Origin of the sequence: Collinsella sp. AF16-8 (assembly GCF_003462695.1) — a bacterium.
Lineage (GTDB): Bacteria > Actinomycetota > Coriobacteriia > Coriobacteriales > Coriobacteriaceae > Collinsella.
Map to the genome: position 1 here is coordinate 180,414 of NZ_QRXX01000001.1, position 16,301 is coordinate 196,714.

A 16,301-nucleotide genomic window follows, 5' to 3' on the forward strand; every position below is an offset into this window, starting at 1 on the left:
TACCCGCACTCCGTATGCCCCCACGTAAACCACAGATGACGAGGCGGGTCTGGGCCGATTGTCTCAATCTGTAACAGTTACGAGACAAAACCGGGTCTACACGTTACAGATCGAGACAAACTCAAACCTCACAAAACAAAATCTCGATCTGTAACAGTTAGAGGTCATTTTTCCCGCTAGATGTTACAGATCGAGATGTTTGGCAGAGACGGCCAACGATTGAGCAGCCACCCTCATCTGTATCGAAATGTCATACATTTCTTTCTGTGCTGGACACCCCCAGGGGGTATGGGTGTATAGTATCGGCAGGTTAACAATTCCAACACCGAACCACGGAAAGGAGAAGCCATGGCTCAAGATAAGTTCGACGTGGGCGGCATGACATGCGCCGCCTGCCAGGCGCACGTGGACCGCGCCGTAAGCAAACTCGACGGCGTCCAAAGCGTCGCGGTCAACCTACTCGCTAGTTCCATGATGGTCGACTATGACCCCGCGCAGGTCTCCCCCGAGGATATCTGCACCGCCGTCGACCGCGCGGGCTACTCGGCCTCGCCCGTCGATGCGGGCACCGGCGCCGCTGGCTCAAACGGCAGCGTGCAAGCCAGGTCCGGCGCCGCCCATATGGAGTCGCCGACCAAAAAGCTGGAGGCCGCCGCCTCTGCCATGCGCACCCGCCTCATCGTCTCGATTGCCTTCCTCATTCCGCTGTTCTACATAGGCATGGGGCACATGCTCGGTTGGCCGCTGCCCGGCATTTTCACCGACCATACCCACAGCATGACGCTCGCCCTCACCGAGCTCGTCCTGCTCATCCCCATCGTCTACGTCAACGACGCGTACTTTATCAACGGATTTAAATCGCTCGCGCACGGCGCGCCCACCATGGACGCGCTCATCGCCGTAGGCGCCACCGCGTCGATCGCCTGGTCGCTCTATGCCATGTTTATCATGGCCGACCAGCTGGCCACAGGTCAGGTGCACGAGGCCATGATGACGAGCATGGACAATCTCTATTTTGAGAGCGCCGGCACGATCCTGTCGCTCGTCACCGTGGGCAAATACCTCGAGACGCGCAGCAAGTCCAAAACTGGCGGCGCCATCGAGGCGTTGATCGACCTAGCGCCCAAGACCGCGACCGTCGTGGCAGAGGACGGCAGCGAGACCACCGTCGACGTCGACAGCATCCTTCCCGGCCAGGTTCTGCGCGTGCGCCCCGGCGAGTCCATCCCCGTCGACGGCGTGGTGCTCGAGGGCGCCTCCGCCGTAGACGAGAGCGCGCTCACCGGCGAGTCCATCCCCGTGGAGAAAACCGTCGGCGATACCGTCAACGCCGCCACCGTCAACCGCACCGGCTCGTTTACCTTCCGCGCCACACGCGTGGGCGCCGACACGTCGCTTGCCAAGATCATCCAGCTCGTCGAGGACGCCAATGCCACCAAGGCGCCCATCGCCCGCCTGGCCGATAAGGTCGCCGGTGTGTTTGTGCCCGTGGTGTTTGTGATCTCGGCCGTGACCTTTGCGGTGTGGATGGCACTGACCGGCAGCATCAACGAGGCGCTTACCTCCGCCGTCGCCGTGCTAGTGATCAGTTGTCCGTGCGCGCTGGGCCTGGCCACCCCCGTCGCCATTATGGTGGGCACCGGCAAGGGCGCCGAAATGGGCATCCTGTTCAAGAGCGCCGAGGCGCTGGAGAATCTGCGCAGCGTGGGCACCGTGGTGCTCGACAAGACGGGCACCGTCACCCGCGGCAAGCCGGCCGTGACCGACATTGTGGTTGCCGCGCGCGCCGACGGCTCGCCCGCCATGAGCGAAAAGGCGCTGCTCAAGCTGGCCGCCGCGCTGGAGCGCTCGAGCGAGCACCCGCTGGCAGAGGCGATTATGGCCGAGTGCGAGGCGCGCGGAATCGTCGCACGCATGGTCGAGGACTTTGCCGCCGTGCCTGGACGAGGCGTTACGGCGCGCGAGGGGCAGAATGTCATCGCAGCCGGCAACGTGCGCTTCATGGGCGAGTTGGGCGCTGCCGTGCCTACGGACCTTGCCGAGCAATTTGCCACCGAGGGCAAAACGCCGCTGTTCTTTGCCAAGAACGGTGAGCTTGTCGGCACCATTGCCGTGGCCGACGAGACCAAGGAGACGAGTGCTGCTGCCATTGCCGCGCTGCGCTCGCTTGGCGTCGACGTGCGCATGCTCACCGGCGACAACCGCGTGACGGCCGAGGCCATCGCCCGCCGCGTGGGGCTGAGCAGCGAGCAGGTCATCGCCGACGTCCTCCCCGCCGACAAGGAACGCCACGTGCGCGAACTGCAGGATGCGGGCGGCAAGGTCGCCATGGTGGGCGACGGCATCAACGACTCCCCCGCCCTGGCGCGCGCCGACGTTGGTCTTGCCATCGGCACCGGCGCCGACATCGCCAAGGAGGGCGCCGACGTGGTACTCATGCGCAGCGACCTCATGGACGTCGCCCGCGCCATCGAGCTGTCGCGCGCCACGATCCGCAACATCAAGCAGGACCTGTTCTGGGCACTGTTCTACAACGGCATCGGCATTCCGCTGGCGGCGGGCGTGTTCTTCTCGCTCACCGGATGGCAGCTCTCGCCGATGTTTGGCGCCGCAGCCATGAGCCTGTCGAGCGCGTGTGTTGTTTCCAACGCTTTGCGCCTACGAACCTTTAAGCCCAAGACGGCACGCTGAGGCACCCGACCTTGCCCCTCAAACCGTCGCTCGCGTACCCAAGTACGCTTCGCTCCTCTTTCGGGGCAATCTCGGGCACCTCAGCGCACCTTTAAGATGACTCTGTTCACGACTAAACTGTCAGAAAACCTCAATCGATAAGGAGTACAACCATGAACTACACGATCAAAACCTCGGGCCTTATGTGCGGCCACTGCGACGCTACTGTCGAGACGGCACTGCTCAACGTTGCCGGCGTGACCGACGCCGATGCCGATCACGAGACTCAGACCGTACAGGTGGAGTGCGCCGACACCGTGACCGCCGAGCAGCTTGCTGCCGCCGTCGAGGGCGCCGGCGAGAAGTTCCACGCCCTGTCCGTAACCGCCGCGTAGCAGCTACCAGAGACATTCGACCCCATCGACCAGAAACGAGGACCCGCCATGATGGCAGACCATAAATCGGTGACCCGCATGCTCAAGACGGCACGCGGTCAGATCGACGGCATCCTGCGGATGGTCGAGGAGGACCGCTACTGCGTCGATATTTCCACGCAGCTCATGGCAACGCAGGCGCTCCTCGCGCGCATTAACGCCGACGTGCTCAAGGCCCACATTGAGGGCTGCGTCGCCTCGGCCATCGAATCGGGCGACGAGGAGCTCAAAGCCGCCAAGCTCGCCGAGATCGAATGCGTCGTCGACAAACTCGCCAAGTAATTGGTGCAATGGGGACAGGTACGTTTGCACCACATTGGTGCAGATGAACTTGTCCCCCTTGCTCTAAATCGGGTATAAAGGCGTGCAGCATATCGAATGAAAGGCAGTATGCATGAATGACTTTATGAAGGGTCGCAACGGCGCCGATGAGCTCACCATCGTGATGGGCTTTGCCGGAATCGTCATCGCGATGATCGGATCGATGGCCCGTATCCAGTGGCTCAGCTGGATCGCCATCGCCGTGATCGTGTTGGGCGTGCTGCGCGGCCTGTCCAAAAACATCGACGCGCGCCGCAAGGAGAACGATGCCTTTGTGACGGCGACCGCAAACGTCCCCGGCCTAGGCAAGTTCGTCGCCAGCTTGGGCGGCGGCGCCGCAGCTGCCAACGCCTCGCGCGCGGCCGGCACCAGCAAGGAAGACTTTGAGCGCGCCAAGCGAACGGCCAAGAAGATGTGGAAGGGCCGCAAGACCACGGCGTACCTCAAGTGCCCCAACTGCGGCCAGATGCTCTCCGTCCCCAAGGGCAAGGGCAAGATCCGCGTCACCTGCCCCAAGTGCCACGCCAAGATGGAAACCCGCTCCTAACGCCCGCACGCGGGACAAATTAATCAGGTTTGTTTGTCCCAAATCTTAAGTATTTGTTCGATAAAAAAGCCGAGGCCTCGTGTTGAGACCTCGGCTTTTTACATGCGGCAACGGAGCTACACCTTTGTCACACCTATGCCACACCGTCGCGGGCGAGCTCCTCGGCCAGCGCCTCGGCCGGCATGGCCATAATCGCGTCGAGCTCGGCGTCCACCTCGGGAATACGCTTTACCTTGAGCTTGCGTACCAGATCACCGCGACACATCACATGTATCGGCTCACGCAGAGCGCACAGGTCATCGAGCGGATTCTTGCGCGTCACCAGGATATCGGCGGCCTTGCCGCACTCGATCGCACCGGTCTCGCCGCCCAGCCCCAGGAGCTCGGCATTGACCTGCGTAGCCGTATGCAGCGCAAAGGCGTTGCTCACGCCGACATACTTGGCAAAATAGGCCACCTCACGCCACATGTCGTACTGCGTCACGAACGGGCAGCTTGAGTCCGTGCCCAAGCCCACCTTAACGCCGGCATCCAGCGCCGCACGAGCACTCTCAATAATGCCCGAGCACACGATGTCGCCGTTCTTCTTTTGCGTATCGGTCGAATGGGTCTTTTCCGGATCGAGCAACACAAACGGCAGCGCCGGGCTGATAGTGCAGGTAACGCTGGGCGCACGTACCTCGAGCTGCGTGCCCGCGGCGCCACGGTACAGCTCCAGGATCTCGGGCGTCATCGGGGCACCGTGCTCGATCGTGTCGACCCCGGCCTCAAGCGCGGCCTTCACGCCCTCGGTGCTCTCGACATGAGCCATAACCGGCAGGCCCACCTCGTGCGCCGCCTTGCACGCCGCCGCGGCAACCTCCACCGGCATACGCACCACGCCCGGCTCGCCCACCTCGGTCGCATCGAACACACCGCCCGTTACGAACAGCTTAATGACGTCGGCGCCGCGCGCATACAGGTCTCGCACCTGCTCGGCTGCCTCGACGGGGCTGTTGGCCACCTGGGCGAACAAGCCCGCGCCATGGCCGCCCGGCACCGTGACGCCCGTTCCCGGCGCTACCAGGCGCGGACCCTGATACTTGCCGGCGTCGATAGCGTCGCGCACGGCAATGTCGGCAAACAGCGGGTCGCCCGCGCCGCGCACTGTGGTCACGCCGCTTGCCAGCTGCTGCTGGGCACTGCCCTTGAGGATGCGGCGGACGATGGCACGGCCCACGGGATTATCGAGTTTCTTCATCAGCGCTCCCGCATCGCCGGCCGAGACAGGCTTGCCCGAGCCGCACAGGTGCACGTGCATATTGATGAGACCGGGCATGAGATACGCACCACCCAGGTCGATAACCTCGGCACCTGCAGGCGCCTGTGCCACAGCACTCGGCCCCATCCAAGTGATGACGCCGCGCTCAACAGTCACGGCCATATCGGGTTGCGGCTCCATATGTTCCGAACCATCCAGAATGGTCGCATTGATAAACAACGTGGAACGATCGGCAGATGCCATATCGAGCTCCTCCCTCACGATTAATTTGAACATTTGTCCATTATCACCTAATGCAGCGAACTAAAGTCAAACATATCGGTTAATGGAAGGAAGAGGGGATGTGGGAGACGGAATACGCTGCAGCCCCACCCCAACGACACCAGGGAAATGTCTCGATCTATAACAGGTACAGGGTTATTGGGCCCCCTGATGTTACAGATCGAGACATTCGGTCGACGTTTCACCGGCTTGTCTCGATCTGTAACAATTACGAGCTCAAACAACCTCTAAACGTTACAGATCGAGACAAAACCTCTCAGCGCCCATACCACTGGCATCTCCACTCCTCAGCCAATTCAACCTGCCGAGGAATACCCGCCAGCCTCATTTTCTCGACTAGCTTCCCCGGGCCTTTGAGTTCATTAAACGTAAACCGAAGCACCTTATGCCCGAGCATTGTCAGATGAGATTCCCGCTGACGCTCTGCCACGAATGGGTCAACCGACTCCCGACCCTCGCCGCTCTGCAAGGTGTACTTCCCCTTTCCGTCGAGCTCGCCGATGACACACGTCCCGTCCTCGAGCCGCCAAAAATAGTCGACGCGAAACACCTGGCTCGGATCGAGCGGGTCGCGAAACTCCACCTGCAGCTCCGGAACCGGAAAGCCGTACGCAATAAAGAATGCTCGGAACCGAGACTCGCCGCCGTTTTCAGACAGCCCGTCCGCATACGACGCAATCACCTGTGCCCTGCGATACCCTCGCCTGCCCTCGCAATCGGCGCGGAGGCGCTCGCACAAATCCCCACGTGATACGCCTTTCGCCCGCAGTGCAGAATCGGCAATCGCCAACCCGTAGGAGAACGGCGCACGCAGTAGACAATCCTCCACCGTGCGCCAAAACGACGTCACCCGCACGCCATCAACATGCTCGAGTGCGCCCGCCATCTGCGGACGCAACAACCTGCACCCGCCGCTCAACGTCACCGAGCAACCTGTCTTAACAAGATATCGTGGCCCAAGCAGATCATTCGGCACCTCCAGACCCCACAAAAGTGCCGCGTCATAGCCCCAAAACGCCCAATCGGGATGAAACTCCGCAAGCCCTTTGATGGCCCGCAGCGCTCGCTCCGTCGGCGTCAGCGCATCCCAATCATGTTGAAAGCAGAACAAATACGGCTCGGGTTCCGCGATATCGTCGGTTCCAACATGACGCCGCAGCCACATGAGCTCGGCATTGTCATGCGTTGCGAGCAGCGCACCTTGCTCGGTCGCCTCCGTGAGTCGCGCGAGCATCCTATTCCGCGCCAACGTGTTGCGAGTCGTATGTTTGTGTTTGAGAACGGTATTAGGCACTTCCATCACCACCACATCGGACAAATGGACCATCGTCACCGTTGCCTCCGTTGATAAATGTCTTGATCTGTAACAGGAAGACCGATTTTTGGACTGTAGATGTTACAGATTGAGACATCCCCCCCAGCCAGGTGCCAAACGTCTCGATCTGTACCAGTAAGACGTTCTCCAGGCCCCTAAACGTTACAGATTTAGACAAACCAGCGGCGCCCAAGCATTCGTCTCGATCTGTAACAGATAGACTGGTTTTTGTCCCCAAACGTTACAGATCGAGACAAAAGGGCAGAAGGCAAGGCAGGCGACAACTACCCATCCCCTACTCCCACTCCTGCTCGTAGATATTGAGCGACTTTACGTACCGCCCCTGGGCGCCCATGATGTCGCGGACCAGACGCAAGAAGAAGCTGATGCACGAGGTGTCAAAGCCGTCCTGCAGGTCCTCCGGATGCACCGCACCCGGCCCATCGACCGCCGTATCGCTCAGCCGCGCGATGTCATACAGGTAGAGCTGTCCCGCCGTAAGCCAGACATCGTCGACGCAGGCGAGGCGCACCGCAATCGCGCCGTCACTCCAGTGCTCCTTCTGCACGATATGCGGATCGTAGACATCAAAGCGATGATCGGTGCGCGTGTCCTTCAGCACGACCATGCCGGACGCAGGATCCTTGTCCAAAATGCCAAAGCGCGAGAAATACTGCGTGTCGCGTACCCGCTCGAGCCGCTTGAGCGAGGCAGGCGAAAGCGATGCCGGCGGCTCGTCAACATATAGCTCGAGCAGCGTTTTGCCATGGCGATAGAGGCGCTCGAAGAGCAGCCAATCGGTAAACGCCATGTTGTAGGCCATGATTTCGTTTTGAGAAGGCTCGGTGCAATAGCTGAGCCACGGGTCGACAATGATCTCGAACTGTTCGCGCGCCGGCTCCAAAAACTGGAACTTCCGCAGCATCCAAAAATGGGCCATGTCGGCAATATCGTTGCCGACGGCTTCAGCCAGCTCTGCTCGGTCAAAAGCGTGGTCAGTCATGGCATCCTCCTCAAACTGATGGACCTCAATTTGAGCTTACGAGGAGGGTGGGCAGCCACGACCAGCGCGGACAAAATAGGCCTCCGACTGCAAACCAGATGCTGACCAAACACTTGACGAAAAGCTTGACCGAAAATGCGCACCGCAACAAAACCGCAGGCAAACATAGACGGCCAACCCGCCCTTTTGAGCCAGATGCCTGCAGCCACCACAGAAACAACAGGTGACCACAGCCCAAGAAGTCGACAAATGAACATCCTTACGTCGACAAACGCGCAAACTGCTCGCAAATCCGCAAGGAGTGTCCCCGAATGCCGGCACAAAAGGAACGTCCCTAACTGTCGGCACTTAGGGACGTTCCTTTTGTGCCGGCAGTTAGGGACAGCCCTTGCCGATTCGATTGTTGAATATCTCCGTGACTACTTTACAGTTCCAGTGCCTCGGCGACTTCGGCTGCGCAGGCCAGGGCATCGGCCATGGCACTCACCACGAGCGAGCTGCCGTTGCGGGCATCACCCGCCACATACACCGGCGCGGCATCCGCGGCGACGCCCTCCGTGCGAGCCGCGAGATGCGAGCCCTCGGCAGCCATCACCGGCAGCGGACGACCAGCGGTGGCAACAGGCACGCTCACCGCATCGAACACACCGTACTCCGGACCCGTAAAGCCGCAGGCGATGAGCACCAGCTGCGCTGGCACCTCGTGCTCAGAGCCCGCGATGCGCTCGGGCTTTCCCGCCGACCAGTCCAGATCGACCACGCGCAGACCCGCAGCCGCACCCTTCTTGTCCAGCAGCACCTCGAGTGTATCCACGGCCCAGGCACGCATCTCGCCACCCATCGCAGCGATAGCCTCCTGCTGGCCGTAATCGGTCTTCTTCACGTTGGGCCACTGCGGCCAGGGGTTGCCTGCCGCGCGCTTATCGGGCGCAGCCGGCAAGAACTCAAACTGGCGCACGCTGCGCGCGCCCTGACGCACCGCGGTACCCACGCAGTCGTTGCCGGTATCGCCACCGCCAATGACCACGACGTCCAGGCCGCGTGCGTCAATAGCAGGCTCACCGCCATCGAGCACCGAGACGGTCGAAGCCGTCAGGTAGTCCACGGCATACACCACGCCCGGGGCATCCACATTCGTAGCCGAAAGACCGCGGGGCGCACGAGCACCAGCAGCCACCACAACGGCGTCAAAGCCATTGAGCTTGGCTGCCACCGCAGGGTCCGTCACATCGGCGCTCAGCTCAAAGACGATACCCAGCTCGCGCATGAGCGCCACGCGACGCTCGACCACGGACTTCTCGAGCTTCATGTTGGGAATGCCGTACATGAGCAGGCCGCCCGGGCGGTCGTCACGCTCAAACACCGTCACGCGGGCACCGCGACGCGCGAGCTCCCACGCAGCCACCAGGCCAGCCGGGCCAGAACCAACCACGGCGACCGAGGGCGCGTCCTCCCCCGCCGGCTCAAAGCGACGCGGACCGCCATTTGCCCATTCGTGGTCGCTGATCGCACGTTCGTTGTCATGGATCGTCGTGGGCTGGCCATCGACCGAACCCAGGTTGCACGCGGCCTCGCACAGCGCCGGGCACACACGACTCGTGAACTCGGGCATGGGCGAGGTGAGCGACAGACGCTCGGCAGCCTCGTCCCAGCGGCCGCGGTACACCAGCTCATTCCACTCGGGAATCAGGTTGTGCAGCGGGCAGCCACTCGGGCGTGCCTTGCCAAAGCTCGCGCCCATCTGGCAAAACGCCACGCCGCACATCATGCAGCGGCTCGCCTGGGCGCGACGTGCGTCGTCGTCGAGTTCCACGTACAGCGGATCAAAATCATGGCTGCGCTCCTCCACGGGACGCAGCTCGTGGGTCACGCGATCGATATCAAGAAAAGCACCGGGCTTACCCATGGCACTTACGCCTCCTTCTTGGTCGAAGCAACAGAGCTGGCAGCCACGGACGCAGCGCCCGTGACATCGAAGCGAGCGACATCCGCGGCGCTCGCGCGGCCGGTCACGATGTCAAACGCCAGCTCCTCGGCCTGCGCATGCGTCTTGCCCACGGCCTCGCCCGCGGCGACAATCGCCAGCACGCGTTCGTACTCGGTCGGAATGACCTTCACAAAGTGCTTGCTCATCGTCTCAAAGCTGTAGAGCAGCTTAATGCCGCGCGGGCTCTGCGTCGCATCCACGTGCTCCTGGATGAGTGCGCGAATCTGCGCCAGCTCGCCGGCCGTCGGGGCCTTGAGCTCAACGCTCTCGTGGTTCACACGGGCATCGAGCGTGCCGTACTGGTCAAAGACATAGGCCACGCCACCTGTCATGCCGGCGGCGAAGTTCTGCCCGACCTCGCCCAGGATGAGCGCCAGACCGCCCGTCATGTACTCGCAGCCATGGTTGCCGCAGCCCTCGACCACCACGGTGGCACCGGAGTTGCGTACGCCAAAGCGCTGGCCGGCCAGGCCGTTAATGAAGCCGCGGCCGCTCGTGGCACCAAAGAACGCAACGTTGCCCACGATGATGTTCTCGTCGAACTTGTAGGTCGCATGCGGGTTGGGGCGCACCGACACCTCGCCGCCCGAAAGGCCCTTGCCAAAGTAATCGTTGGCGTCGCCGCACACGTTGAGCGTAATGCCACGCGGCAGGAAGGCACCAAAGCTCTGACCAGCCGAACCATCGCAATCGATGGTGATGGAGCCGGCGGGCAAGCCCTCGGGATGCGCCTTGGTCACCGCGTTGCCCAGGATGGTGCCCACGCAACGGTTGACGTTGGCGATATCGGCGCGGAAGCGAATCGGGCGCAGGTGCGCGCGGGCGTCGGCCGTGTAGGGCACAAACAGCGTGGAATCGAGCGTCTTGTCGAGCTCGCTGTCCGCGGCCATCTGGGGCAGGAAGTGACGGCCGTCGGCACCCGGGATGTGGGCACCGAACTCGCAGGTCGCGCTTGCCAGCACGGGCGTCAGATCGAGCAGGTTAGCCTTGCGGTTGCCCGGGACCTCGATCTGGCGCAAGCACTCGGGATGGCCGACCATCTCGTCGACGGTGCGGAAGCCCAGGCTCGCCATGACCTCGCGCAGTTGCTCGGCAACAAAGAGCATAAAGTGCTCGACGTGCTCGGGCTTGCCGCGGAAGCCGCGACGCAAGCGGCAGTTTTGCGTGGCGATGCCGGCGGGGCAGGTATCCTGCTGGCAGTCGCGCTGCATGAGGCAGCCCATCGAGATGAGCGGCATGGTCGCAAAGCCAAACTCCTCGGCGCCCAGCAGGCAGGCAACGGCGACATCGGTACCGTCCATGAGCTTGCCGTCGGCCTCGAGCACCACGCGCGAGCGCAGGCCGTTTTGCAGCAGCGTCTGTTGAGCCTCGGCAAGGCCAAGCTCCAGCGGCAGACCGGCGTGCCAGATCGAATCGCGAGCAGCGGCACCCGAGCCGCCATTGTGACCGCTGATCAAGATCTTGTCGGCAGCGCCCTTGGCCACACCGGTGGCGATGGTGCCGACGCCGGCCTCGCTGACCAGCTTGACCGACACGCGCGCGCCAGGATTGGCGTTCTTAAGGTCAAAGATGAGCTCGGCCAGGTCTTCGATGGAGTAGATGTCGTGATGCGGTGGAGGCGAGATCAGGCCGATGCCGGGCGTGGACTGACGGACCTCGGCAATCCAGGGGTAGACCTTCTTGCCGGGCAGGTGGCCACCCTCGCCGGGCTTGGCGCCCTGGGCCATCTTGATCTGAATCTCGAAGGCGCTGCACAGGTAGCGGCTCGTCACGCCAAAGCGCGCACTTGCCACCTGCTTGATCGCGGAGTTCTTGGAATCACCGTTAGCCAGCGGGGTCTCGCGACGCGGGTCCTCGCCGCCCTCGCCCGAGTTGGAGCGTCCGTGCAGGCGGTTCATAGCGATAGCCATGCACTCGTGCGCCTCTTTGCTGATGGAGCCGTACGACATGGCGCCGGTGTTAAAGCGGCGGACGATGTTGAGCGCGGGCTCGACCTCGTCGAGCGAAACCGGCGTGCGGCCGCTGGCATCAAAGTCGAGCAAGTCGCGCAGGCGCACGGCACGGCCGGTACGGTGCAGACGGGCGCTGTACTCCTTAAAGGTGTCGTAGCTGTCCTCACGGCAGGCGGTCTGCAGCAAGTAGACAGTCTGAGGGTCGATCAGGTGATCCTCGCCGCCGATCGGGCGCCACTTGGTCAGACCCAACGTGGGCAGCTGATCGGGAGCCGGGCTCTTAAGGATAGCGAGCGCGGCGTCGTAGCGCTCGTTTTGCTCGCGCTCGACGTCCTCGACACCCATACCGCCCACACGGCTCACCGTGCCGGCGAAATACGCGTTGACGAACTCCGGCGTAAAGCCCACGGCCTCGAAGATCTGCGCCGAATGGTAGCTCTGCACCGTGGAGATGCCCATCTTGGACATGATGGAGACGATGCCGGCGGTCGCAGCCTTGTTGTAGTTGGCGATGCCCTGCTCGGCCGTCACTTCCAGGTCGCCGCGTGCCGCCAGATCGCGGATGCACGCATGTGCGTTGTACGGATAGATGCCGCTCGCGGAGTAGCCCACCAGTGCCGCAAAGTCGTGCGGGGACACGGCGTCGCCGCACTCCACCACGATGTCGGCAAAGGTACGCACACCGGCGCGGATCAGGTGATTGTGCACGCAGCCCACGGCGAGCAGCGACGGCACGGGCGCCTCGCCCGCAGCGGCACGATCGCTCAACACCACGATGTTCACGCCGTCGCGGACCGCAGCTTCAACGTCCTCTGCAAGCTGCTTGAGCGCAGCCTGCAGCGCGCCCTCGCCGGCATCGCGGCGGTACACGGCACGGAAGCGGCGGGTCTTAAAGCCCACGCGGTCGATGGCGCAAATGCGGTCGAACTCCTCCTCGCTCAGCAGTGGGCGCTCCAAGCGCACCAGTTGACAGGCCGTGCGGGAATCCTCGAGCAGGTTGCCGTGGTTGCCCAGGTAGAGCGTGGTCGAAGTCACCATGTGCTCGCGCAGGGCATCGATCGGAGGATTCGTGACCTGGGCGAACAGCTGATAGAAGTAATCAAAGAACGAACGCGTCTTCTTGGACAAGCAGGCCAGAGGGGCGTCGATGCCCATCGAGGCGAGCGGGGCCTTGCCCTGCCGGGCCATGGGGCGCACGACCTCGTCGACGTCATCCCAGTGATAGCCGAGCTTGGCCATGCGCACGGCGGCAGGCACCTCGGCGTCCTCGGCGGGCGCGGGCGCGGCGGGCTTGTCGAGCGCGTCGACCGTCAGCGTCTCCTCGGCGATCCAATCACGGTAGGGCTTTTCCTTGGCATAGCGGGCGCGCAGCTCGTCGTTGTAGATCACGCGGCCGCGGGCAAAATCGACCTCGAGCATCTGGCCCGGCCCCAGACAGCCGCTCGTCAGGATGTTCTCGGGGCTCACCTCGATGGTGCCCACCTCGCTTGCCAGCATAAAGCGACCGTCGCGCGTCACATAGTAGCGGGCGGGACGCAGGCCGTTACGGTCGAGGGCGGCACCCAGGGTGCGACCGTCGGTAAAGGCGATGGCGGCAGGGCCGTCCCAGGGCTCCATGAGCATGGACTGGTAGGCGTCGTAGGCGCGGCGTTCTTCGCTCAGATTGTCGTTGTGGTCCCACGGCTCGGGCAGCAGCATGGACGCGGCACGCGTGAGCGGGCGACCGTTCATGACCAAGAACTCGAGCACATTGTCCAGAATCGCGGAGTCGGAGCCCTCGCGGTTGATGATGGGCATCACACGCTCAAGATCGTGCTGCAGCACGGGGCTGTACAGATTGGGCTCGCGGGCGCGAATCCAGTTGACGTTGCCCTTGAGGGTGTTGATCTCGCCGTTGTGGATGATAAAGCGGTTGGGGTGCGCACGCTCCCAACTGGGCGTGGTGTTGGTGGAGTAGCGCGAGTGGACGAGCGCCACGGCCGTTTTGACGGCGGCGTCGTTGAGATCGATGAAGAAGCGGCGCATCTGCGTGGCGACGAGCATGCCCTTGTACACGATGGTGCGCGAGCTCATAGAGCACACGTAGAAGATCTTGTCGCGCAGGGCAAACTCGGCGTCGGCCTTCTTTTCGATGGTGCGGCGGCACACGTACAGACGGCGCTCGAAGGCGTCGCCCGCCGGCGTGTCGTCCGGACGGCCCAGGAAGGCCTGCAGGATAGTAGGCATGCAGGCGCGAGCCGTCTCGCCCAGGTCGTGCGGATCGACCGGCACCTCGCGCCAAAAGAGCAGCGGCACGCCGGCCTCGGCGCAGCCCTCCTCAAACACGCGGCGGGCATCCTCTACGCCCTTGTCGTCCTGCGGGAAGAACAGCATGGCCACGCCATAGTCGCCCTCTGCCGGCAGAATCTGGCCGCACTTTTGAGCCTCTTTACGGAAAAAGTGATGCGGAACCTGGAACAGGATGCCAGCGCCGTCGCCGGTGTTCTTCTCGAGTCCCGTGCCACCGCGGTGCTCCAAGTTGACCAGAATGGACAGCGCATCGTCCAGAATCTGGTGATGGCGCTCACCGTTGATATCGGCAAGCGCGCCGATGCCACATGCATCATGGTCGAATTCGGGGCGATAAAGGCCCTGCTGCTGAGCGGAATCTGCCTGCATCGCGATCCTCCCCTAGATATTAGACAGTCAGTTGAATAGGCATACTAGGAGCATCGCCGGCCCGTTGTGTTTCCCACCCGTTTCGAAACAATCGCGTAACGCACGCCCTACGAGTGGACACCGCCGACCTCAAGGGCGACAACATAGGCCCCAAGTTCGGCCTGTTAGCTCACCACTTCAAACATCTCAATCTGTAACAGGAGGAACCGATTTTGGCGCCTAGATGTTACAGATTGAGATTTTCTGCGGGACGGTTTTGGTTTGTCTCGATCTGTAACACGAAGGGTCGGTTTTGGCGGCAAACTGTTACAGATCGAGACATTTCGGCAGCCCCCTTTCACCATCCCATTCAAATACAACAATTTTGTTAGTCTTGGTTAACTTTTAAGCTTAAAACGGGTATCCTTTGCGGCGTCAAGCAAACGGCACACAGGAGCGCACCATGCTCAACCATCTCAAACAACACTTTGGCTCCCGACGCACCGGTGGTCACGGAGGCCTAGACATTGCGCGGCATATCGGCCCCGGGCTGCTCGTGACCGTCGGCTTTATCGACCCGGGCAACTGGGCCTCCAATATGGCCGCGGGCTCGCAGTTTGGCTACGCGCTGCTGTGGATCGTCACGCTGTCCACGATTATGCTCATCGTGCTGCAGCACAACGCGGCGCACCTGGGTATCGCCACGGGCGCCTGCCTTGCCGAGGCCACGACACGTTACCTCCCCCGCTTCGTCGGGCGTACGGTGCTCGCCAGTGCCCATCTCGCGACCATCGCCACCGCCATGGCCGAAGTCCTGGGCGGCGCGATTGCCCTTCAAATGCTCTTTGGGCTGCCCGTGCGCGCGGGCTGCGTCATCGTGGCGGCAGTATCGATGGCGATGCTCATGACGAGCTCCTACAAGCGCGCCGAACGCTGGATCATCGCCTTCGTGGGTGTGGTGGGACTCTCGTTTTTAGCAGAGCTCGCGCTGGTCAAAGTCGACTGGCCGCAAGCAACCGCAAGCTGGATCATCCCCAGCATGCCTGCCGACTCGGCAACGATTATCGTGAGTGTCCTGGGTGCGGTCGTTATGCCACACAACCTTTTTCTGCACTCCGAGGTCATCCAATCCATGCACTTCGAAGGCCAAGGCGAGCAAGTTATCGAAGAACGTCTGCACTACGAGCTCTTCGACACGCTCTTTTCGATGGGCGTGGGCTGGGCAATCAACTCGGCCATGGTCATCCTGGCCGCAACGACCTTCTTTGCGCACGGCATTGTCGTAGACGACCTCGCCGTCGCAGCGGCCACGCTCTCCCCCATCTTGGGCCCGGCGAGCTCGGCCATCTTTGCGGTAGCGCTGCTGTTCGCGGGATTATCGAGCAGCGTGACAGCGGGCATGGCGGCGGGAACCATCACTGCGGGCATGTTCGACGAGGAATACGACATCCACGACCGACATTCCTCGGTCGGGGTGGCGGCCTGTTTTGCCGGCGCAGTGGCGGCGTGCCTGGTCGTTCCGAATCCTTTTGAGGGTCTCATTTGGAGTCAGGCACTGCTGTCGCTTCAGCTGCCGATTACGGTCTTTGTGCTCATACGACTCACCAGTTCGCCCCGCGTCATGGGCAAATACGCCAACTCGCGCCCGCTCAACGCGCTGCTCGTAGGGATCGGTGCCATCGTGACGATTCTCGATGTCGTGTTGTTGACAGGGATGTAATGGGGCGGGGCACCTACCCAGGCAAACGTCTCGATCTGTAACATCTAGACCCGCTTTTGATGTCTAGATGTTACAGATCGAGATCTTCTGCCGGACGGTTTTGGTTTGTCTCGATATGTAACAAGTGGGCCCAATTTCCACCGTTAGATGTTACAGATTGAGACAAAAGGTC

Annotated in this window: 10 protein-coding genes; 5 read left to right on the forward strand and 5 right to left on the reverse strand. The window is 62.2% G+C overall.

Annotation, left to right across the window (positions count from 1 at the left end; all coding sequences use genetic code 11):
- Positions 1-348 precede the first annotated feature (348 nt).
- The 4 genes from DWW73_RS00755 (at position 349) to DWW73_RS00770 (ending at position 3,972) form a co-directional block, all read left to right on the forward strand.
- Positions 349-2,691 (forward strand): cation-translocating P-type ATPase, encoded by a 2,343-nt coding sequence (locus DWW73_RS00755; protein WP_117778488.1) that lies wholly within the window; start codon positions 349-351, stop codon positions 2,689-2,691.
- 152 nt (positions 2,692-2,843) lie between these two features.
- Positions 2,844-3,065 (forward strand): heavy-metal-associated domain-containing protein, encoded by a 222-nt coding sequence (locus DWW73_RS00760; RefSeq protein ID WP_117778489.1) that lies wholly within the window; start codon positions 2,844-2,846, stop codon positions 3,063-3,065.
- Positions 3,066-3,113: 48 nt separating this feature from the next.
- Entirely contained in the window at positions 3,114-3,386 is a 273-nt protein-coding gene (locus tag DWW73_RS00765; protein WP_117778490.1) for a metal-sensing transcriptional repressor, read from the forward strand.
- 112 nt (positions 3,387-3,498) lie between these two features.
- The gene (locus DWW73_RS00770; RefSeq protein ID WP_117778491.1) at positions 3,499-3,972 is read left to right on the forward strand and encodes a hypothetical protein; all 474 of its coding nucleotides are present in this window, start codon (positions 3,499-3,501) and stop codon (positions 3,970-3,972) included.
- Positions 3,973-4,105: 133 nt separating this feature from the next.
- Here the strand turns inward: DWW73_RS00770 and DWW73_RS00775 are convergent, their stop codons facing one another.
- The 5 genes from DWW73_RS00775 to gltB form a co-directional block, all read right to left on the reverse strand.
- Complete coding sequence (locus DWW73_RS00775) at positions 4,106-5,476, reverse strand: amidohydrolase family protein (RefSeq protein WP_233509078.1); 1,371 nt, start codon at positions 5,474-5,476, stop codon at positions 4,106-4,108.
- A gap of 295 nt (positions 5,477-5,771) precedes the next feature.
- Positions 5,772-6,848, reverse strand: a complete 1,077-nt coding sequence (locus DWW73_RS00780; RefSeq protein WP_117778493.1) for a hypothetical protein — start codon at positions 6,846-6,848, stop codon at positions 5,772-5,774.
- Between the two features lie 277 nt (positions 6,849-7,125).
- Complete coding sequence (locus DWW73_RS00785; protein WP_117778494.1) at positions 7,126-7,833, reverse strand: hypothetical protein; 708 nt, start codon at positions 7,831-7,833, stop codon at positions 7,126-7,128.
- 424 nt (positions 7,834-8,257) lie between these two features.
- Positions 8,258-9,739: a glutamate synthase subunit beta gene (locus DWW73_RS00790; RefSeq protein ID WP_117778495.1), complete on the reverse strand. Its 1,482-nt coding sequence runs from the start codon at positions 9,737-9,739 to the stop codon at positions 8,258-8,260.
- Between the two features lie 5 nt (positions 9,740-9,744).
- Entirely contained in the window at positions 9,745-14,430 is a 4,686-nt protein-coding gene (gene gltB / locus DWW73_RS00795; RefSeq protein ID WP_117778496.1) for a glutamate synthase large subunit, read from the reverse strand.
- Between the two features lie 442 nt (positions 14,431-14,872).
- Between gltB and DWW73_RS00800 the strand changes: the two genes are divergently transcribed.
- Complete coding sequence (locus tag DWW73_RS00800) at positions 14,873-16,129, forward strand: Nramp family divalent metal transporter (RefSeq protein ID WP_117778497.1); 1,257 nt, start codon at positions 14,873-14,875, stop codon at positions 16,127-16,129.
- Positions 16,130-16,301 lie beyond the last annotated feature (172 nt).

Bases quoted from the DNA above. Each gene is read 5' to 3' on its own strand.
- DWW73_RS00755 (WP_117778488.1), top strand. From the start codon at position 349: ATGGCTCAAGATAAGTTCGACGTGGGCGGCATGACATGCGCCGCCTGC.
- DWW73_RS00760 (WP_117778489.1), top strand. From the start codon at position 2,844: ATGAACTACACGATCAAAACCTCGGGCCTTATGTGCGGCCACTGCGAC.
- DWW73_RS00765 (WP_117778490.1), top strand. From the start codon at position 3,114: ATGATGGCAGACCATAAATCGGTGACCCGCATGCTCAAGACGGCACGC.
- DWW73_RS00770 (WP_117778491.1), top strand. From the start codon at position 3,499: ATGAATGACTTTATGAAGGGTCGCAACGGCGCCGATGAGCTCACCATC.
- DWW73_RS00775 (WP_233509078.1), bottom strand. From the start codon at position 5,476: ATGGCATCTGCCGATCGTTCCACGTTGTTTATCAATGCGACCATTCTG.
- DWW73_RS00785 (WP_117778494.1), bottom strand. From the start codon at position 7,833: ATGACTGACCACGCTTTTGACCGAGCAGAGCTGGCTGAAGCCGTCGGC.
- DWW73_RS00790 (WP_117778495.1), bottom strand. From the start codon at position 9,739: ATGGGTAAGCCCGGTGCTTTTCTTGATATCGATCGCGTGACCCACGAG.
- gltB (WP_117778496.1), bottom strand. From the start codon at position 14,430: ATGCAGGCAGATTCCGCTCAGCAGCAGGGCCTTTATCGCCCCGAATTC.
- DWW73_RS00800 (WP_117778497.1), top strand. From the start codon at position 14,873: ATGCTCAACCATCTCAAACAACACTTTGGCTCCCGACGCACCGGTGGT.